General features: G+C 46.1%; 15 protein-coding genes. 9 read left to right on the top strand and 6 right to left on the bottom strand.

The window, feature by feature from the left end:
• Window positions 1–18: 18 nt before the first annotated feature.
• Together pulA and C7R73_RS00075 are read left to right on the top strand one after the other, a co-directional pair.
• Complete coding sequence (gene pulA, locus C7R73_RS00080) at window positions 19–2,022, top strand: type I pullulanase (RefSeq protein ID WP_106448562.1); 2,004 nt, start codon at window positions 19–21, stop codon at window positions 2,020–2,022.
• 359 nt (window positions 2,023–2,381) lie between these two features.
• On the top strand, window positions 2,382–4,058 hold the full coding sequence (locus C7R73_RS00075) for a peptide ABC transporter substrate-binding protein (RefSeq protein ID WP_106448561.1): 1,677 nt from the start codon (window positions 2,382–2,384) through the stop codon (window positions 4,056–4,058).
• 54 nt (window positions 4,059–4,112) lie between these two features.
• Here the strand turns inward: C7R73_RS00075 and C7R73_RS00070 are convergent, their stop codons facing one another.
• Window positions 4,113–4,475: a DUF3899 domain-containing protein gene (locus C7R73_RS00070; protein ID WP_106448560.1), complete on the bottom strand. Its 363-nt coding sequence runs from the start codon at window positions 4,473–4,475 to the stop codon at window positions 4,113–4,115.
• Window positions 4,476–4,644: 169 nt separating this feature from the next.
• Here C7R73_RS00070 and opp3b point away from each other — a divergent pair, with 169 nt between their 5' ends.
• The 5 genes from opp3b (at window position 4,645) to C7R73_RS00045 (ending at window position 10,549) form a co-directional block, all read left to right on the top strand.
• Entirely contained in the window at window positions 4,645–5,589 is a 945-nt protein-coding gene (opp3b, locus tag C7R73_RS00065) for an oligopeptide ABC transporter permease (RefSeq protein ID WP_106448559.1), read from the top strand.
• A 2-nt stretch (window positions 5,590–5,591) separates the two neighbouring features.
• Window positions 5,592–6,638, top strand: a complete 1,047-nt coding sequence (gene opp3C, locus C7R73_RS00060) for an oligopeptide ABC transporter permease (protein WP_192875225.1) — start codon at window positions 5,592–5,594, stop codon at window positions 6,636–6,638.
• Between the two features lie 11 nt (window positions 6,639–6,649).
• Window positions 6,650–7,795 (top strand): ABC transporter ATP-binding protein, encoded by a 1,146-nt coding sequence (locus tag C7R73_RS00055; protein ID WP_106448558.1) that lies wholly within the window; start codon window positions 6,650–6,652, stop codon window positions 7,793–7,795.
• The gene (locus C7R73_RS00050; RefSeq protein WP_106448557.1) at window positions 7,795–8,739 is read left to right on the top strand and encodes an ABC transporter ATP-binding protein; all 945 of its coding nucleotides are present in this window, start codon (window positions 7,795–7,797) and stop codon (window positions 8,737–8,739) included. The genes C7R73_RS00055 and C7R73_RS00050 overlap by 1 nt, the downstream gene beginning before the upstream one ends.
• 160 nt (window positions 8,740–8,899) lie before the next feature.
• Window positions 8,900–10,549, top strand: coding sequence for a peptide ABC transporter substrate-binding protein (locus C7R73_RS00045; RefSeq protein ID WP_106448556.1), 1,650 nt, complete (start codon window positions 8,900–8,902; stop codon window positions 10,547–10,549).
• Between the two features lie 320 nt (window positions 10,550–10,869).
• On the opposite strand, the gene ilvA is transcribed toward C7R73_RS00045, so the two are convergent.
• From ilvA to C7R73_RS00015, 5 genes are all read right to left on the bottom strand, one after another.
• Window positions 10,870–12,132, bottom strand: coding sequence for a threonine ammonia-lyase IlvA (gene ilvA, locus C7R73_RS00035; protein ID WP_106448554.1), 1,263 nt, complete (start codon window positions 12,130–12,132; stop codon window positions 10,870–10,872).
• 83 nt (window positions 12,133–12,215) lie between these two features.
• Window positions 12,216–13,211 carry a ketol-acid reductoisomerase gene (gene ilvC / locus C7R73_RS00030; protein WP_106448553.1) on the bottom strand — a complete coding sequence of 332 codons (996 nt, stop codon included), beginning with the start codon at window positions 13,209–13,211 and terminating at the stop codon, window positions 12,216–12,218.
• A gap of 87 nt (window positions 13,212–13,298) precedes the next feature.
• Window positions 13,299–13,559, bottom strand: a complete 261-nt coding sequence (gene ilvN / locus C7R73_RS00025; protein WP_106448552.1) for an acetolactate synthase small subunit — start codon at window positions 13,557–13,559, stop codon at window positions 13,299–13,301.
• A gap of 4 nt (window positions 13,560–13,563) precedes the next feature.
• Window positions 13,564–15,264: a biosynthetic-type acetolactate synthase large subunit gene (ilvB, locus tag C7R73_RS00020; RefSeq protein ID WP_106448551.1), complete on the bottom strand. Its 1,701-nt coding sequence runs from the start codon at window positions 15,262–15,264 to the stop codon at window positions 13,564–13,566.
• A 359-nt stretch (window positions 15,265–15,623) separates the two neighbouring features.
• The gene (locus tag C7R73_RS00015; RefSeq protein ID WP_106448550.1) at window positions 15,624–16,493 is read right to left on the bottom strand and encodes a patatin-like phospholipase family protein; all 870 of its coding nucleotides are present in this window, start codon (window positions 16,491–16,493) and stop codon (window positions 15,624–15,626) included.
• 174 nt (window positions 16,494–16,667) lie between these two features.
• On the opposite strand from C7R73_RS00015, the gene C7R73_RS00010 reads away from it, so the two are divergent.
• The gene (locus C7R73_RS00010; RefSeq protein WP_106448549.1) at window positions 16,668–17,441 is read left to right on the top strand and encodes an ABC transporter ATP-binding protein; all 774 of its coding nucleotides are present in this window, start codon (window positions 16,668–16,670) and stop codon (window positions 17,439–17,441) included.
• Between the two features lie 244 nt (window positions 17,442–17,685).
• Window positions 17,686–19,227, top strand: coding sequence for a flavocytochrome c (locus C7R73_RS00005; protein WP_106448548.1), 1,542 nt, complete (start codon window positions 17,686–17,688; stop codon window positions 19,225–19,227).
• The last annotated feature ends 192 nt before the right edge of the window (window positions 19,228–19,419 follow it).

Below are 19,419 nucleotides of genomic sequence, written 5' to 3'. Positions count from 1 at the left end.
GGAGGGAGGTGATGGGAGATGGTGGAGGATTTCCAGAGTTGGTTGGAGAGCTATGATTTGGAAAAACTCTTCAGCGATAAGAGGGATAAGGAAACAATCGATAAGGAAATGTTTCTGTTCGTCCGGTCGAATGATTTCGACACCTACTTTTCTTATGATGGCGAACTGGGAGCGCTATACGAAAATGAAGGCACACTATTGAGGGTTTGGACCCCGACAGCAAAATCCGTGGAAGTTTGGACGTACACAGATGAGTCCATCAAAAAGCCTTCCCAAAAAATAGCAATGGTGCAGAAACCCAAGGGGATTTTTGAAGCTTACCTGCCCGGTGATCAGCACGGTACCATTTATGTCTATAATATTCTGTTCCTGAATAACCGCGAAACGATCACTGTTGATCCCTATGCCCGAGCAACGACGGTAAACGGCACAAAATCGGTCATTACGGACTTGCTCAGGACGAATCCTGACGGGTGGGGGGAGCGGCTGCCTGCCTTCGGTCTCCCGGAAGAGGCAATCATCTACGAACTGCACATCCGGGATTTTTCCATATCCGAAACGAGCGGGATAACGAACAAAGGAAAGTTCCTTGGTCTGACCGAAAAAAACACTAAAAACCCCAGCGGGATAAGCACGGGTTTGGATTACCTGATTGATTTGGGCATCACCCATATCCAGATTTTACCGATGTTCGATTATGCCACAGTTGATGAGGCGAATCTGAAGGAACCACAATACAATTGGGGCTACGATCCACTGAATTACAACGTGCCGGAAGGTTCCTATTCAACGGATCCCTTTGACCCATTCAACCGGATCTTCGAATTGAAGGAAATGATCCGGACGCTGCATGAAAACGGCTTGAGGGTGATCATGGATGTCGTCTATAACCATGTCTACGATCCGAAAGATCAGGCTTTGGAAAGGACGGTCCCGGGCTACTTTTACCGCTATACTGCGGATGGGTCGCTGGCTAACGGCACGGGCGTCGGAAATGATACAGCATCGGAAAGGCATATGATGCGCAAATACATCATCGACAGCATCAAGTATTGGGCAAAAGAATATCATCTCGATGGTTTCCGCTTCGATCTGATGGGCATCCATGACTCAGTCACGATGAACGCGATCCGGCAAGCGCTGGATAAAGTCGATCCTTCCATCATCCTCATCGGTGAGGGATGGGAAATGAGTACACCGCTCCCCGAGGAATTGAAAGCTTCCCAGAAAAATGCGCAAGCGATGCCGAGAATCGCCCATTTCAACGATTCGATCCGAGTAGCTTTGAAAGGCAGCGACTTTGGCGACGAAACGGACAGGGGCTTCATCAGCGGCAAAAATTATCAGGAAGATCTGCTGATCCGGAACATAAAGGGCGGCATGCATCTTTCCAGCCACAGCAGTTATGTCGATCCGGAACAAGTCATCCAGTATGTAGAGGCGCACGATAATTTGACGCTCTATGATAAATTGTTGCGTTCGAATCCCAATGACAGCGAAGAGGTGCGCATAAAAAGGCATACGCTGGCAACCAGCGTACTCTTGCTGTCGCAGGGTGTTCCCTTCATCCATGGCGGCCAGGAATTTTTGCGCACAAAGGAAGGGGTAGCCAACAGCTACAAGTCCTCTGACGAAATCAATCAGTTTGAATGGGAACGGGTTACGACGTTCCAAAAATCAGTGGCCTACGTGAAAGGTCTGATCGCGCTGCGCAAAAGGGAATATCTGTTCAGGATGCATACCCTCGATGAAATTGATGCGCATTTCACAACGCTCAGCGAGAATTTCAATATCGTTGCCTTTGCCTTGCAGAACGAAGGGAAAAAGTACATCGTCGTTTTCAATGCGAACCGAAGCGATACGATCTTCCGAATGGAGAATGGGAAGTACGCCATCCTTGTCGAAGACAACCAGGTCTTCCTGGATCGAAAAGCCGAAGCTGCCGCGATGGAGAATATCCTGGTCAGAGCCCATACAACGACCGTGTTATACGCAGAAAACCAGAATAACAACGATTTTTAAAGAGAGTTGCGTCTATTTTTTTGTGAAAACGATTGAATATCTCTTTATCATGCAAATATATCAATATTCATATATTAAATCAATGTTTCTTAATAAACAAATGTTCGCCAGCTGTTTTTGCTGTTTTGACAACATTTGGCTTCGCTTACATTATTTTTCGGATGTTCTTACATGCCGTGTGAGATTCTCAATATATATCTAATATCGATATATAAACTCAAAAAAAGTGAAAATATGAATATATTAATCTAATTTTAATCAATTTATTAAATTCCCAAACTTGATTTTAATATCAGTCAGAACTATAATTAACCTTACTATAGAAATTATAGAAACAGAGGGAATGGGGGAAAAGAAATATGGGCAACAAGAAACTTTCATCTTTAGTGTTATTATCTTTAAGCTCCGCACTTGTATTAGCTGCATGCGGCGGAGAGGGAAGCACGGCCGATTCATCAGAGTCTGCAGGTGCGAACGGCAGTGGTCAGGTGTTAAATCTGGTTGAAAGCGCTGAAATTCCTACAATGGATTCTGTGCAGGCTACAGATACAGTTGCATTTACTGCTTTAAGCAACGTAAACGAAGGTCTGTATCGCCAAGGTTTGGACGGAACGGTTGAATTAGGAATCGCAGCAGAAGATCCTACAGTCAGCGAAGACGGTTTGGTCTACACTTTCACTATCCGTGATGAAGCAAACTGGTCAAACGGTGAGCCTGTAACGGCAGCAGACTTTGTTTATTCATGGCGCAAATTGGTTGATCCTGCATCGGCTGCTTCATATTCTTACATGATGGACGGCGTTATCGCTAACGCAACTGAAATCATGGCTGGCGAAGTTGGGCCTGAAGAATTAGGCGTCAAAGCGATCGACGAAAAAACGCTGGAAATCACATTGACTTCTCCAGTGCCATACTTCAAAGATCTTTTGACATTGGCTATGTTCTTCCCTCAAAATCAAGCATTTGTTGAAGAACAAGGCGACCAATATGCATTAAGCAGTGATGCTTTATTGTACAACGGACCATTTGTTTTAGCTAACTGGGATGCAGCGAGCTTATCATGGACCTATGAACCTAATGCAGAGTATTGGGATAAAGACGCTGTAAAATTGGATGCAATCAACGTAGAAGTCATCAAAGAAACTTCCACTGCTTTGAATCTGTATGATACAGACGCAATCGACCGCATGATCTTGACTGGTGAATACGTAGCACAAAGAACCGGCGATCCTGAAGTGCACACAATGCCGACTTCTTCTGTATTCTACTTGAAATTCAACCAACAAAGAGAAGGCACACCTTTAGAGAATGCCAACATCCGTAAAGCTTTAGCTATGGCTTTCGACAAACAAGCTTATGCTGATGTTGTATTGCAAAACGGTTCTATCCCTGCAAACGGATTGGTTCCTGAAAAACTTGCTTTGGACCCTTCAACAGGCGAAGACTACCGTGAACAAAATGGCGATCTTCTGACTTTCAATGCTGAAGAAGCTAAAACATACTTCGAACAAGGCTTGGCTGAATTGGGTGTTGAATCCATCACTTTGGAATTGTTGAGCGATGACACAGAAAATGCGAAACGTTCTTCTGAATTCCTGCAAAGTCAATTACAGACAAACCTGCCTGGCTTGACAGTAACTTTGCGTAATGTACCTTTCAAAGTCCGTCTTGAAGCTGATACCGCCGGCGAATACGATATCGAATTAGCTGGATGGGGAGCTGACTATGCTGACCCAATCAACTTCCTGGAATTGTTCCAGACAGAAAACGGCAACAACAAATCCGGTTACTCCAATGCTGAATACGATGCTTTGATCGATGAAGCACGCACAAACGTGACTGACCTTGATGCAAGATGGGCTAGCCTGCTTGCTGCTGAAAAGATCTTGATGGAAGATGCGGGTATCGCACCTCTGTATCAACGTTCTTACGCAGTTCTGCAAAAACCGTATGTAACAGATTTGGGCGAGCACTTAGTCGGTGCTGACTACTCCTATAAATGGGCTTCAAATTCTGGAACACAGAACGTGGATTAATTAAGGCAATAAAAAATCCATCTGGCATACATTCATGCCGGATGGATGTTTTATTTAAAAAATATAATCCCAGAGACAGAAAATGCTGATCCCCAACAACAACAGACCGATAGTCAGGACATTTTGATAACTTTTCCCGACGGAAGATGATAAAGCATGCGGATTCAATGGTTCTTTGAAGCCATCCTCCTTAGGCTCTCTTCTGAGCGTTTTTCTGACGCTGAAGTGAAAGAAGTCGAAACTTCCGGAAGCCAACACGAGTCCGGATAAACCGATGACCAATAAAAGACCCGCTATCATGAATAGGATGTTGGATGTTTCGGTCCAACTTAAGGATCCAAATTTAATCAGTTGATACACCAATGCACATATAAAAATGAATAATGAAACAAGTACGTTTTTTTTTGTGAGGTTCACTTATTTTGGCTCCTTTTTGTTTTCTCAATTTTAAATGTACAAAAAAAAGAAAGAAAACTCAATTAAAATATGATTTGATTTTGTGTTCATTTTCTTTTTTGTATATTTAAATATGATATACTATCAGGTGCTATTTACAAAATAACTATACAATGGAGGATGACAAACGATGAAAAGTTATGCAAAGTACATCGGCAAGCGTATTTTATATATGGCAATTACGTTGTTTTTGATTGCATCGATAACTTTTTTTCTGATGAAAGCTTTGCCGGGTACACCATACAGTAACCAAGACAAGTTATCTGAAGAACAAATTTTTATCATGAATGAGAAGTATGGACTGAATAAACCGATTCTGGTCCAATACGCAGTCTACATTTTTGGACTAATACGTGGAGACCTGGGTGTTTCGTTCCAGTTCAACAATACTCCGGTTACGGATTTGCTGAGCAGCAGAATAGGACCCTCCATGCAATTAGGGCTTCAAGCAGTTATCATAGGAACGATCCTCGGCATTGTGCTGGGTGTGATCGCAGCGATGAGACAGGGGACTTGGGTGGACACAGTTGCCACTTTGACAGCCATCGTCGGCCGTTCGATCCCTAACTTTGTTTTTGCAGTTATTCTTCAATTGGTATTCGGCGTGTGGCTGAAAGTGTTGCCGATCGCCTTGTGGAATGATGGTTTCCGTTCTTCGATCCTTCCTACGATCGCGTTGAGCATATCCCCGCTGGCCGATTCGGCCCGGTTCATGCGAACCGAAATGGTCGACGTATTGGGCAGCGACTATGTCGAACTCGCCAGAGCGAAAGGTCTGAGCCGTTGGGAAGTCGCGTTCAAACACGGTATCCGTAATGCGTTGATTCCGTTGGTCACCATCATCGGCCCGATGACAGTCGGTTTGATGACAGGTTCGATGGTAGTTGAAAATATTTTTGCCATCCCTGGCATCGGGGAACAATTCGTAAAATCCATCCTGACGAATGATTATCCGACAATCATGGGCGTTACGATGATGTATTCGACCATGTTGGTCATCGTCATTTTGTTGGTTGACATTCTTTATGGTATCATCGACCCTCGTATCAGAGTCGCTACAGAAGGAGGGGAATAAGCATGAGTGAAAATGAATTACGCAATAAAACAGCGATGCCGACAATCACGAAAGACCTTTTCGAAACGGCATCCGAGTCAAGCATGCAGGATAAAGAAAAAATCTCGGCGCCTTCCCTGAGCTTCATGGCAGATTCTTGGCGCCGTCTGAAGAAAAATAAAGTAGCGATGGTCAGTTTGGTCATCTTGATCATCATCACCATGTCCAGCTTGTTGGCTCCAGTCATCGCACCGCATGACCCGAATGCGCAAACTGTCCAGTACGCAAATATGCCACCGAAGATTCCCGGCATCGACATCAATGGACTGAATGGAACAGTGAAGCAGAATGGCGTCGTTATCGATAAGTACGAAGCATCCAACGTTCCAGAGGATGTTTACTACTACCTCGGTACGGACAGCTTGGGACGCGATTTGTTGTCGCGGATCCTTTACGGTACCCGCGTATCCTTATTCATCGCTTTTATGGCAGCTTTATTCAACCTGACACTCGGCGTTGTCTATGGTTTGACATCCGGCTGGTTGGGCGGGAAAGTCGACAATATCATGCAACGTATCCTGGAAATCCTTTCCGGCGTGCCTAACTTGGTAGTCGTTATTTTGATGTTGCTTGTTCTGAAACCCGGCATCAGTTCCATCATCATTGCTTTGGCTTTGACTGAATGGCTTTCGATGGCGCGTGTCGTCAGAGCGCAAACCCTGAAACTGAAAAATCAGGAATACATCCTGGCTGCCCGCACGTTGGGTCAATCACCGATGAAAATTGCCTTCGGACACATTCTGCCTAACTTGGCGGGTGTCATCATCATTCAAGTTATGTTTTCCATTCCATCGGCAATCTTCTTCGAAGCATTCCTGAGCTTTATCGGTATCGGTATTCCTGCTCCGAATGCATCGCTTGGTACATTGATCAACGATGGTTACAAGACATTCCGTTTCTTGCCGCATCTGATGTGGTATCCAGCCGGAATCATGAGCGTCATCATGATTTGCTTCAACTTATTGGCTGATGGACTTCGTGACGCGTTCGATCCAAAAATGAGAGATTAGGAGGTAACCAGATGGAAAATATATTGGAAGTAAAAGACCTACAAATTACTTTTGATACCTATGCAGGTAAAGTAAAAGCTATCCGTGGCGTCAGTTTTGATCTGAAGCCAGGTGAAACATTAGCCATCGTTGGTGAATCCGGCTCTGGTAAATCAGTGACTAGCCGCAGCATCATGCGTCTATTGGCGAACAACGCCAACATTGAACACGGTGAAATCTTGTTCAAGGGCGAAGATTTAGTGCACAAAACCGAAAAACAAATGCAGAAGATCCGTGGTTCGGAAATCGCAATGATTTTCCAGGATCCGATGACTTCTTTGAATCCGACTCAAAAAATCGGCAAGCAGATCGCAGAACCGATCATCAAACACCAAAATATCAGCAAAGAGGAAGCCTACAAAAAAGCTGAAGAATTATTGCAGCTAGTGGGCATCCCAAGCCCTGCGAAAAGAATGAAACAGTACCCGCACCAATTCTCGGGCGGTCAGCGCCAACGGATCGTCATCGCGATCGCTCTGGGCTGCAACCCGGATATTCTGATTGCCGATGAACCGACAACAGCACTTGACGTTACGATCCAAGCGCAAATCCTCGAGTTGATGAAGGATCTGCAGCAGAAAATCAAGACATCGATCATTTTCATCACCCATGATTTGGGTGTAGTGGCGAACGTTGCAGACCGTGTAGCCGTCATGTATGCCGGTAAAATCGTCGAAGTAGGGACTGTCGATGAAATTTTCTACAATCCGCAACACCCTTATACATGGGGACTGTTGAGCTCGATGCCAACATTGGACACTGCAGGATCGCTCTATGCGATCCCAGGGACACCCCCGGATTTATTGGATCCTCCGACTGGTGATGCTTTTGCACCACGGAGCGAATATGCAATGAAGATCGACACCTTGTACGATCCGCCGTTCTTTAAGGTATCCGATACCCATTCGGCTGCTACTTGGTTGTTGCATCCTGACGCACCTTCCGTGAATCCTCCAGAGGGCATCGTGAACCGACAGGCGACTTTCTCAGAAATGAAACTTGCTCCTTCCGATGAATTGAAAGTGATGGACACTGCAGATAAGGAACCGGCTGTAGTGCCTCATGGTAAAGGCCCAGCTATCGATCCGAAAATCACTGAGAAAGGAGGACTGCTGTAATGTATGATACAACAGGACAGAAAAAGATTCTCGAAGTAAAAAACTTGAAGCAGTATTTCAACGTCGGCACAAAGAATGAAGTCCGCGCTGTTGACGATGTTTCCTTTGATATCTATGAAGGCGAAACACTCGGCTTGGTAGGCGAATCTGGTTGCGGAAAAACGACGACCGGCCGCGCAATCATCCGCTTGTACAACCCGACTTCTGGTGAAATCTTTTTTGATGGCACCGAAATCCATACGCTGCATGACAGAAAAGAGCAACTGGCTTTCCGTAAAGATATGCAGATGATTTTCCAGGATCCGTATGCATCCTTGAATCCACGTATGAAAGTCCGCGACATCGTTGCTGAAGGATTGAAGATCCACGGACTTGCGACTACCGAGAAGGAAGTCGATGACCGGGTTGCGGAATTGTTGGATCTGGTAGGATTGAACAAAGACCATTCTTCCCGTTATCCGCACGAGTTCTCCGGTGGTCAAAGACAGCGTATCGGAATCGCCCGAGCCTTGGCGGTGAATCCAAAACTGATCATTGCCGATGAGCCCATTTCGGCTTTGGACGTATCCATTCAGGCTCAAGTGGTCAACCTGCTGATGGAATTGCAGAAAAAACAGAAACTGACTTTCTTGTTCATCGCGCATGATCTGTCCATGGTCAAGTACATCAGCAACCGCATCGGCGTTATGTACTTCGGTAAATTGGTCGAATTAGCGCCCGCAGACGACGTTTACAACAAACCTTTACATCCTTATACGGAAAGCCTGTTATCGGCCATACCGCTGCCGGATCCGGTGTATGAGCGCAACCGCACCCGCTTCACTTATGTTCCGCGTGAAGAGAATGGTGAGCCGGAAGCAATGCGAGAAATCGTTCCAGGGCACTTTGTATATTGCCGCGAGTCCGATGTTCCCGTATTGAAAGCCAAATACGAAAATTATTGATAAAAAAAGTCTGGAACTTGTTCCGGGCTTTTTTGCCATATAAAATTAATGAAATGAAGAGTTTATGAATTTTATATGATAATAATTCCCATATTTTATGGAATATGCTGATTATTTGTAGTATAATATTAAAATACGAAGAGAAAAAGGGGAGAGTTACATGAGGAGATTGAAAAGTTCTTTCATTTTAGCTACAACAGCTGTCATCTTGGCGGCTTGCGGAGGAGACGGCGCAACGGACGATAGCGCAGCAAATACAGCAAGTGAGGGCGCAGGCGGACAAGTTGTCAATTATACGGCACCGACTGAATTGGCGACATTGGATACAACGCTGATGACGGACATCAACAGTTCGAACTACATCAGCCACGCGATCGAAGGCTTATTGAAAATCAATGCAGACGGAGAGCCTGTACCCGCAATCGCAGCCGAAGCCGGCACTGTTTCGGAAGATGGCTTGACCTATACTTATAAACTCCGCGATGATGCTGTCTGGTCAAACGGAGAGCCTGTGACAGCGAACGATTTCGTATTCGCTTGGCAACGTTTGGTTGATCCGGAAGCGGGCGCATCCTACGCTTACTTGGCTGAAACCATCAAGAACGCCAATGAAATCATGGCTGGAGAAATGGATCCTGCAGAGTTGGGCGTAACGGCAGTCAGCGACACTGAAATCACAATCGAGTTGACGCAGCCGACTCCATACTTCGAATCATTATTGGCATTCAGCGCATTCTTCCCGCAAAACGAGGCATTTGTGACTGAAAAAGGCGATAAGTACGGAACAAGCAGCGAAAACATTTTGGCTAACGGACCATTCACTATCGAGAACTGGGACGGCACTGGCCTGACTTGGGATCTGGTGAAGAACGAAGATTACTATGCAGCAGACGAAGTCCAGTTGGAAGAAGTCAATGTTCAAGTAATCAAAGAAACGAGCACAGTCGTGAATCTGTTCCAACAAGGATCAGTCGACAACGCACAAGTGACCGGCGAATTGGTTAAGCAATTGGCGACTGATCCTAACGTAGTCGTTCAGAAAAAAGCCCGCACGGCGTACATCGAATTCAACCACGACAACGTCTACCTGCAAAATGCGAAGCTGAGAGCAGCGATCGGACTTGTCATCAATCGCGATGAATTGGTCAATAGCGTCATCGGCGACGGTTCGACAGCAATCGGGGGCTTCCTGCCAGCTGATTTTGTCAGCAACCCGACGACCGGCGAAGACTTTGCCGCTGAAGCCGGCTCTTATCTGGATTATGATCTGGAAAAAGCACAAACACTTTGGACTGAAGCCAAAGCTGAATTAGGCGTAGAAGAAATCACTTTCTCCTTGGTTGGGGACGATGATGAAAAGAACAAAAAAATCAGCCAATATATCCAAGGACAAATCCAAAATAACTTGGAAGGCATCTCTGTAGAATTGCGCAATGTACCGAAGAAAAACCGTTTGGAATTGGCGAATCAAGATGAATTCGACTTGTTGCAGACCGGTTGGGGAGCGGATTTCGCTGACGCAATCAACTATATGGACTTGTTGTACAGCACATCTGCTTATAACGAAGGACAATATGCGAATGCGGAATTTGATGCTTTGATCGATTCTTCAAAAACTACGAACGCAAACAATCCTGAAGCACGCTGGGCTGACTTGATGGCTGCCCACAAGCTGATCATGGAAGATGCAGCGATCATCCCGCTTTACCAGGAAGCAGAAACCCAGCTGAGAAACCCTAAACTGAAGGGCATCATCTTCAATTCCGTTGGGAATGAATTTGACCTGAGCAGAGCGTATATCGAAGAATAAGAATTTTTAGAACCCAAAGAAGGGCCGACTCAACCGAGTCGGTCCTTCTTTGGGTTTCTGGAGAGCGTGGGAGAAATGATACTTCGCGGTGGTATCGGGTTCGGGGCCGAAAAGATGAATACTTTGGTTTTATTCATCTTTTCGGTAACATATTGGTCTGAAACCATGAATACTTCACAATTATCCATGTTTTCCGCCTGCACAAGGCCTCACCAGTCCGCCACCCGCCGCCAATCAAACCAACAAATCAAAAAAAACTGACGCAAGCCTCTCAAGTGGCTCACGTCAGTTTTTAAGTTACTTTGTAGAATTGGTCCGGATCAGATCAGGAAGGAATACAGTTTGGAATTCTCGTTAACCGAAATGTAATGCGGATCGAATTTTTCGAGCCTGCTGAGCAAGCCCTCGATATCGTCCTTATTTTTCAACAAGATTCCGATCAGTACAGGTCCTTCGCTGCGATGGACCTTTTTCGTATATTCAAACTTGGTGATGTCATCGTTGCCGCCCAATATGTCATTCACGAACTCTTTCAGCGCGCCGGCCCTCTGCGGGAAGTTCACGATGAAGTAGTGCTTCAGACCTTGATAGAGTAGGGAGCGTTCATCAATTTCAGCCATCCGATTGATATCGTTGTTACCGCCGCTGACGATGCAGACGACTGTTTTATCTCTGATTTCATCTTTGTATTGTTCCAAGGCAGAAACGGAGAGTGCGCCGGATGGTTCCGCTACGATAGCTTGTTTAGTGTATAAATCGATGATGGTTCCGCAAACTTGTCCTTCAGGCACAATCAGGATGTCATCGACATTTTGTTGGCAGTGTCTGAAAGTCAAATCACCGACAGTCGCTACGGCTGTCCCATCACAGAATTTATCAATATCAGTCAAAGTCGTCACTTTATTCGCATCAAGAGAAACTTTCATGCCAGGAGCGCCCAAGGACTCCACGCCGATGATCTTCGTTTCGGGCATGGCTTCCTTCATGTAGCTACTGACGCCTGAAATCAAGCCGCCACCGCCGATCGCTGCGAATACCATGTCGGCCGTTTCGCCTTCAGCAACGAGATCCTGGTGGATTTCCACTGCCAAAGTGCCTTGCCCGGCGATCACATTGCGATCATTGAAAGGTTCAATGAAAGTCAGGTTGTGTTCATCCGCATAGGCATGAGCGGCTTCGTTTGACTCGTCGAAGGTATCGCCGATCAGTTTGATTTCAACATACTCTTTCCCGAAATAACGGACTTGGTCTATTTTTTGGGAAGGCGTTGTCGACGGCATGAAGATGGTAGCGTTGATAGCCAAATGATTACAGGTATAAGCTACCCCTTGCGCATGGTTTCCGGCGGAGGCACAGATTACCCCGGTCTCCGTTTCGGCTTCGCTCAGCTGCGAAATGGCATAATAGGCGCCTCTCAATTTGAAGGAGCGGACGATCTGAAGGTCCTCCCGCTTCAAAAAGATGTTGGCATGATACTTCTGCGATAGATATGCATCATGCTGCAAAGGTGTCTGCTTGACCACGTTGCGCAGTACTTTATATGCTTTAAGCACGTCTTCTTTGTTCACTAACTCATCCGTCATTCTATCTGCTCCTAATCTATTGAATACAATGATGAAGAGAGAAGGCTTAAAAATAAGGATGCTCTCAACCTACATCTGATTCATTATTGTTGTTCATTCACGAAAGGCATCATTTTACGCAATTCAGCACCGACTGCTTCGATCTGGTGGCCTTGTTGCTCAGCGCGCATTGCGTGGAAGTCAGGGAAGCCAGCTTTGTAATCGTCAGTGAAGCGTTTAGCGAATGCGCCTGTTTGGATGTCAGTCAAGACGTCCTTCATGCGGTCTTTCACGTCTGAAGTGATGACGCGAGGTCCGGAAACGTAGTCGCCGTATTCAGCTGTGTTAGAGATAGAGTGGCGCATTTTTTCCATGCCGCCCTCATACATCAAGTCAACGATCAATTTCAATTCGTGCAATACTTCGAAGTAGGCGATTTCTGGTTGGTATCCAGCTTCAACCAATGTTTCGAAACCTGCTTGAACCAAGTGAGTTGTTCCGCCACATAGTACAGCTTGCTCACCGAATAAGTCAGTTTCAGTTTCTTCTTTGAATGTTGTTTCCAAAACGCCTACGCGTGTAGCGCCGACTCCTTGTGCCCAAGCGATAGCGATGTCTCTTGCGTTGCCTGTTGCATCTTGGAAGACTGCGAACAAAGCAGGGACTGCCGATCCTTTAGCGAATTGACGGCGAACCATGTGGCCTGGGCCTTTTGGAGCAACCATGAATACATCGATGTCAGCGGCAGGTGTGATCGTACCGAAATGGATGTTGAATCCATGACCGAATGCGATGGCATTTCCAGCTTCTAAGTTAGGAGCGATTTCAGCCGCATAAACGTCAGCTTGTTGCTCATCAGGGATAAGGATCATTACTACGTCAGCTTGTTTTGTTGCTTCAGCAACAGAGAATACGTCGAATCCGTCTTCTTTTGCTTTGTCTGCAGATTTACCTGCACGGATTCCGATGATGACATCATTACCGTTGTCGCGTAGGTTTTGTGAATGTGCATGTCCTTGAGAACCATATCCGATAACGGCGATTTTTTTGCCCTCTAGTGCTTTTACTGTTACGTCTTGATCGTAGTATACTTTAGTCATATTGAAATGACCTCCTTATTTTTTTTATATTCTCAATGCTTTTTAAGCAATTTGATTCGGTCAGTAGGGTAGTGCGGTTGGTTGGAATTAAGCTCTTAGGCCTAAACGCTTTTCGGTGATGTCGGTTGCGCTGATGACGTCGACTTGTTTTTCCAATTGTTTCGTCAATAATTCAGCTGCATCCAAGGTATCGAAGTTGATGCCGACTGTGATCAAAGATACGTCATAATCTTCCGTACCTGTCAGCGTCAAGGTGTCGATGTTGTATTGCGGCTTCAGGATTACTTGCGTGATACGGTTCAAAACGCCGGGTTTATTCACGACTTTGGCTTGGATTAATCTTAGCATCGTCCTACACACCTTCCATTTCGTTATTTGGCCTGCCTGAAGCAACCATAGGGTATACCAATTCATCTTTGGAAATCAGGATATCCAAGACATAAGGACCAGGATAATTCAAGGCTGTCTGGATCGCTTCATCCACTTTATCGGGATCGGATACTCGCGCAGCTGTGATGCCGTAAGCATCAGCCAGTTTGACGAAATCAGGTGAATCCGGAATCTCAGAATGAGAGTAACGGCCTTTATAGAACTTGTTCTGCCATTGATGAACCATGCCCAGTACTTCATTATTCAGGATAAAGTATTTCACATTCAACCTGTTGGCATTCAGGATCGCCAATTCTTGGTTGGTCATCTGGAAACCGCCGTCGCCGACGAAGCAGACAACCGTTTTGTCAGGATAGGCCATTTGAGCACCAATCGCTGCCGGAATGCCGAAGCCCATCGTTCCCAAGCCGCCGCTTGTCAGCAATTGCTTGCCGTACTTGAACGGATAATATTGAGCCGCCCACATCTGATGTTGGCCAACGTCGGTTACAACAATGGCTTCACCATGAGTCAATTCACCGACTTGCTCGATTACATGTTGCGGCTTGATGAAAGTATCGGATTTTTCATAACCGAAAGGGTGTTTCTTTTTGTTGTCCATCACATGGCTGAACCAAACGGAGTGGTCAGGCACTTCAGCCAATTTCGTGTCGTTCAGCATGATCAGAGCCAATCTGGCATCAGACAATACCGGGATATCGGTGTGCATGATTTTGCCGATTTCGGCATTATCGATGTCAACATGGACAATGACTGCATCGGGAGCAAAATTGGTTGGGTCGCTTGCGACACGGTCATCGAAGCGTGCCCCGAAGTTGAGAAGCAAGTCACATTCCATCAAAGCCATATTCGAAGCATAAGAGCCGTGCATGCCGCCCATGCCCAATGCCAGGTCATGTTTGATAGGGAAGCTACCCAGACCCAACAGCGTGTTTACAACGGGAATTTGGTAGTATTCCGCGAAGGCCATGAGTTCTTTTTCAGCCTGGGCATGGATAACGCCTTGACCGGCCAAAATGATCGGTTTTTTGCTTGCTGCGATCGCTTCGTTCACTTTAGCGATCTGCTCAGGCACAGGCAGACATTCCGGTTTGTAACCCGGCAGATTTTTTTCGGGTTGGTTGTACTCCTCGAAGGTGACTTCCTGGATACCGATGTTTTTTGGTATGTCGATGACGACCGGTCCTTTTCTGCCTGTGTTCGCAAGGTAGAAAGCTTCGTGGATGATGCGCGGGATATCCTTGGCATTACGCACTTGATAGTTGTATTTCGTCACAGGTGTCGTCATGCCGATCATGTCCGTTTCCTGGAAAGCATCCTTGCCGATGCCTGCTTCGTGTACTTGGCCAGTGATTACGACTAATGGAATGGAATCCATTTGAGCGGTTGCGATTCCGGTCAACGCATTTGTTGCGCCGGGGCCGCTTGTAACGATGCAGACGCCAGGTTTGCCGGTAGCGCGGGCGTATCCGTCAGCTGCATGGACAGCGCCTTGTTCGTGTCTGGTCAATACGTGATTCGATTCGGATTTGTAGAATTCATCGTAGATGTGAAGAACAGCGCCGCCTGGATAGCCGAACAGAACTTCAACACCTTCATTTTTCAACGCTTCAACAAGAAGGGTTACGCCAGTTTTTGTTTTAGTTTTCATTTCAGATTCCATGTTAATCTCCCCGTTTCTCGTGTTTCCTATGTCCGTTTGCAATATGGATAAAAAAAAGCATCCTCATCAATCAATGATGGGATGCTTCATCCCATTTGATTACCACAAATAGGACTTAAACAATCTGTAAAAAATTTCTACAGTGTTTAACTCCTAGATCATTAAGACGATAATAATGTTTAGTGGATTCATCGTTTTCATATGGGATACCTGATTTCTATATGGATTTGTTATTGCTTAAGTGATTGATATAATCATATAAGATTTACATGAGAGTGTCAACGGTAATTTTCATATTATTTTCACTTATTTCTAATAATTGTCCAAAATGAACGTGCCGGATGATTCTTTTGTGCGGATCAGCGGTTTGACAAAAAGTCCTGCAACTCAGGCAGTTGCCTTTCCGCGGCTCGTTCTGCATATTGGTAGTAAGCATCCAAACGCTGCACGTTCCGTTCCATCCTGCCTATGGAAAGCTGGTCGGGCGCGATGACGAAAGCTTTGTTTTCCTGTTCCAATTGGTCGATCAATTCCATCGATCGGTTGTAGGCGATGTGCCGCTGTTCGATGGCTGCAATGACTTCGGGATAGGCCCGCAGTTGCTGCCGGATGATGGCATTGAAGCGCTGCTTTTCCTTGATGTAGCCACGCGGACGCGTCAGCAGAATCACGTGTTTTTGGTTGCCGTCTGCGATCGCTTTTTCGATTGGAAGCGAGTCGACGATGCCGCCGTCCAGATAGAATTTGCCATTGATCTCGGTAGGCGGCATCAGCAACGGCACAGTGGAAGAAGCTCTGATTTTGAGCGCCAATTCCTCGGTGGTTGCGATGTCTTCCTTGTCGAAATACACAGGCTCTGCGGTATCCATGTCGGTCGCAACAATCTTCATGGAAGCCGGATTCTGCTTGAAAGAATCGAAATGAAAGGGAATGTCGGTCGTGATCGCATCTTCATAGATGTATTTGGTGTTAAAATAACCCTGGCCATTGAGCAGGTATTTCATCCCGGAAAAAGCCGGATTTGCGGCGATATCAACAAATGAAGCTTTTGTGCGGGTAAGATCTTGGCTGATATAATTGATGCCATTGACCGATCCGGAAGAGACCCCAATCACATAATCCAAGTAGATTTTTTGACGCAGCATTGTGCTGATGACTCCTGCGCAAAAGACACCCCGCATGGCGCCCCCTTCTATGATCAAGGATACTTTTTCTTTGTTTTGTTCCATACATTTTTCACCTCATTCTATAGTATAGATGACATTGCGGTGTGATGCGATGCTTTTCTCATTTTTATACTGCGTATGGTGTGTGCTGGCGAAAGCCTTTTCTGCACGCGGCAGATGTGGTATATTCGCAATATAGATACCCAAGAACCACAAAACTTTAGATGGGGTGATGGAATGATCAGATTTGACCACGTGAATGTCATTCGCGATAACCGGAAAATTTTGAACGACATCAATTGGCACGCAAAAAAAGGCGAGCACTGGGCCATACTCGGCTTGAATGGCTCCGGCAAGACAACCTTGCTGCAACTGTTGAACGGCTATCTGTGGCCCAGCAGCGGCAAACTGGTCGTGTTGGGCGAGACTTTCGGGCAGACTGCCATCCCCGACTTGCGCAAACGGATAGGCTGGGTCAGCTCGGCCTTGCAGCAACAGCTGAATCCCAACGACATCGCCGAGCACATCGTATTGAGCGGGAAGTTCGCTTCGATCGGCGTCTGGACCGTCCCGACTGAAGTCGAAAAACAACAGGCGCTGGACCTGCTGATCAAATGCGGCGGCAAAGAACTGATCGGGTTTCGCTACGGCATCCTGTCCCAAGGGCAACAGCAGATCATTTTGATCGCTCGTGCTCTAATGGCCGACCCGGAAATTCTGATTTTGGACGAACCCTGCAACGGCTTGGACCTGTTCGCAAAAGAAAAACTTTTGGAGGATATCCAGCGGATCGCCGATGAGCCTGAAGGGCCGACAATGATCTACGTCAGCCACCACACCGAGGAAATCCTGCCGTGCTTCAAGAAACTGATGCTGCTGAAGGACGGTTCCATCCATAAGACAGGCAAAACAAGCGACTTGCTGAAAGAGGAAATCTTGAATGATTTCTACGAAAAACCGGTGCAGATGATCCGCATGTCCAAGGACAGGCTGGCGGTTTTTCCGAAATGAAGCATCTGAATCAATAGAAAACAGTGGCGAACCCAAGTATCTGCATATTGGGTTCGCCACTGTTTTTTTAGCATTGCCTTCACAGTTGAAAAGATTGTGCATAAAATATAAAAGTTTCCGATGCACCATCTCGGTAATAAATAAGAATATTATCAGAAAGCCATATTTGTAAAATTATTACTGTACAAATCATGATAAAAAAAATACAATATTAAAGTAAGTAGAAGAAATGGGGGAGTAAAAAATGAAGAAGAGAATTGGCTTATTTTCTGCTTTAAGTATGTTTATGTTGTTATCCGGTTGTGGAGCAAACACGGACAACGCTGCAGACTCAAGCGCTGCTGTTGAAAGTGAGGAATCGGTTGCTGCAAGTTCTGAATCAGTGGAGGCTGTGACAGGCGCATCGGAGGTTACCTATTCTGATCCGGAAGAACTGAAAGAAAGCTATGACGTCATCATCATCGGTTCCGGTGGTTCCGGCATGTCAGCCGCGATTTCAGCGAAAGATGCTGGCTTGAATCCGGTCATCTTTGAAAAAATGCCGGTACACGGCGGAAACACAATCAAATCATCTGCAGGCATGAACGCATCCGCAACGAAATTCCAAGCGGAACAAGGCATCGCAGATTCAAATGAATTGTTCTATAACGAAACATTAGCAGGCGGAAAAAATACAAACGATCCAGAATTGTTGCACTATCTTGTCGAAAATTCTGGTCCTGCAATCGACTGGTTGGACACAATGGGAATCACGTTGGACAACATCACCGTTACGGGCGGCATGAGCGTGAACCGTACCCACCGTCCATCAGATGGTTCTGCAGTCGGTCAATATTTGGTAGAAGGCTTATACGCGAACATCATGGAACGCGAAATTCCTGTGTTCGTGAATTCGGATGTGACTGAAATTGTCATGACGGATGATAAAGCGAGCGGCGTCAAAGTCGACTTCAACAACGAAGGTGAAATCACGGTTTCATCTGATGCAGTCATCATCGCAACCGGCGGATTCGGTGCCGATTTTGATATGGTCACTGAACTTGCTCCGCAACTTGAAGGCTATGTCACAACTAACCAACCGGGATCGACAGGCGACGGCATCAAAATGGCGGAAGCTATCGGAGCCGCTGTCGTTGATATGGATCAAATCCAGATCCACCCAACCGTACATCAGGAATCTTCTTACCTGATCACTGAAGCGATCCGTGGCGAAGGGGCTATCCTTGTGAATCAACAAGGCGAACGTTTCGTCAATGAAATGGAAACACGCGACACTGTTTCGGCAGCGATCAACGCTTTGGAAGAAGGCTATGCTTACCTGATTTTTGATGCTGGCGTGAAGGACCGCGTGAAAGCAGTCAACACGTACATCGAAAAAGGCTTTGTCCAGTCGGATGAAACAATCGAAGCTTTGGCTGGTCAATTGGAAATCGACAGTGCAACCTTGGCTCAAACGTTGACTTCATGGAATGAAACGGTCGCTTCCCAAGTGGATGGCGCATTCAACCGTACAACAGGTATGATTAACCCATTAGCAGCTGCACCATACTACGCAATCCAAATCGCACCTGGAATCCACCATACAATGGGCGGATTAAAGATCAATTCCAACGCACAAGTCATCAGCACGGAAGGCACTGTCATCGAAGGCCTTTACGCTGCCGGCGAAGTTACCGGAGGCGTACACGGCAGCAACCGTATCGGCGGCAATGCTGTAGCCGACATCATCGTATTCGGACGCCAAGCAGGGAATCAATCAGCTAGCTACGTTCAATCAATGGAATAAATGAATCACCAGTAACAAATAAGAACGGCAACCCAATCGCTGGGTTGCCGTTCTTATTTTTTGTTTGGTCGTATGATTGTCTGATCTTCTGGTTTGGGGTTCGAGTTCGTGATCATGAGCGTAATTCCCCGCCAAAGTGGTTTGAGGCTGCTGAAAAAGTCAGATAAAAATCTGGCTTTTTTTGTATTTTGG

Origin of the sequence: Trichococcus alkaliphilus, assembly GCF_003008695.1 — a bacterium.
Taxonomy (GTDB): domain Bacteria; phylum Bacillota; class Bacilli; order Lactobacillales; family Aerococcaceae; genus Trichococcus; species Trichococcus alkaliphilus.
This window is presented reverse-complemented; position numbering and strand designations above follow the sequence as displayed.

Coding starts and splice junctions, on each gene's coding strand:
- pulA (WP_106448562.1), top strand. CDS start 19: ATGGTGGAGGATTTCCAGAGTTGGTTGGAGAGCTATGATTTGGAAAAA.
- C7R73_RS00075 (WP_106448561.1), top strand. CDS start 2,382: ATGGGCAACAAGAAACTTTCATCTTTAGTGTTATTATCTTTAAGCTCC.
- opp3b (WP_106448559.1), top strand. CDS start 4,645: ATGAAAAGTTATGCAAAGTACATCGGCAAGCGTATTTTATATATGGCA.
- opp3C (WP_192875225.1), top strand. CDS start 5,592: ATGAGTGAAAATGAATTACGCAATAAAACAGCGATGCCGACAATCACG.
- C7R73_RS00055 (WP_106448558.1), top strand. CDS start 6,650: ATGGAAAATATATTGGAAGTAAAAGACCTACAAATTACTTTTGATACC.
- C7R73_RS00050 (WP_106448557.1), top strand. CDS start 7,795: ATGTATGATACAACAGGACAGAAAAAGATTCTCGAAGTAAAAAACTTG.
- C7R73_RS00045 (WP_106448556.1), top strand. CDS start 8,900: ATGAGGAGATTGAAAAGTTCTTTCATTTTAGCTACAACAGCTGTCATC.
- ilvA (WP_106448554.1), bottom strand. CDS start 12,132: ATGACGGATGAGTTAGTGAACAAAGAAGACGTGCTTAAAGCATATAAA.
- ilvC (WP_106448553.1), bottom strand. CDS start 13,211: ATGACTAAAGTATACTACGATCAAGACGTAACAGTAAAAGCACTAGAG.
- ilvN (WP_106448552.1), bottom strand. CDS start 13,559: ATGCTAAGATTAATCCAAGCCAAAGTCGTGAATAAACCCGGCGTTTTG.
- ilvB (WP_106448551.1), bottom strand. CDS start 15,264: ATGGAATCTGAAATGAAAACTAAAACAAAAACTGGCGTAACCCTTCTT.
- C7R73_RS00015 (WP_106448550.1), bottom strand. CDS start 16,493: ATGGAACAAAACAAAGAAAAAGTATCCTTGATCATAGAAGGGGGCGCC.
- C7R73_RS00010 (WP_106448549.1), top strand. CDS start 16,668: ATGATCAGATTTGACCACGTGAATGTCATTCGCGATAACCGGAAAATT.
- C7R73_RS00005 (WP_106448548.1), top strand. CDS start 17,686: ATGAAGAAGAGAATTGGCTTATTTTCTGCTTTAAGTATGTTTATGTTG.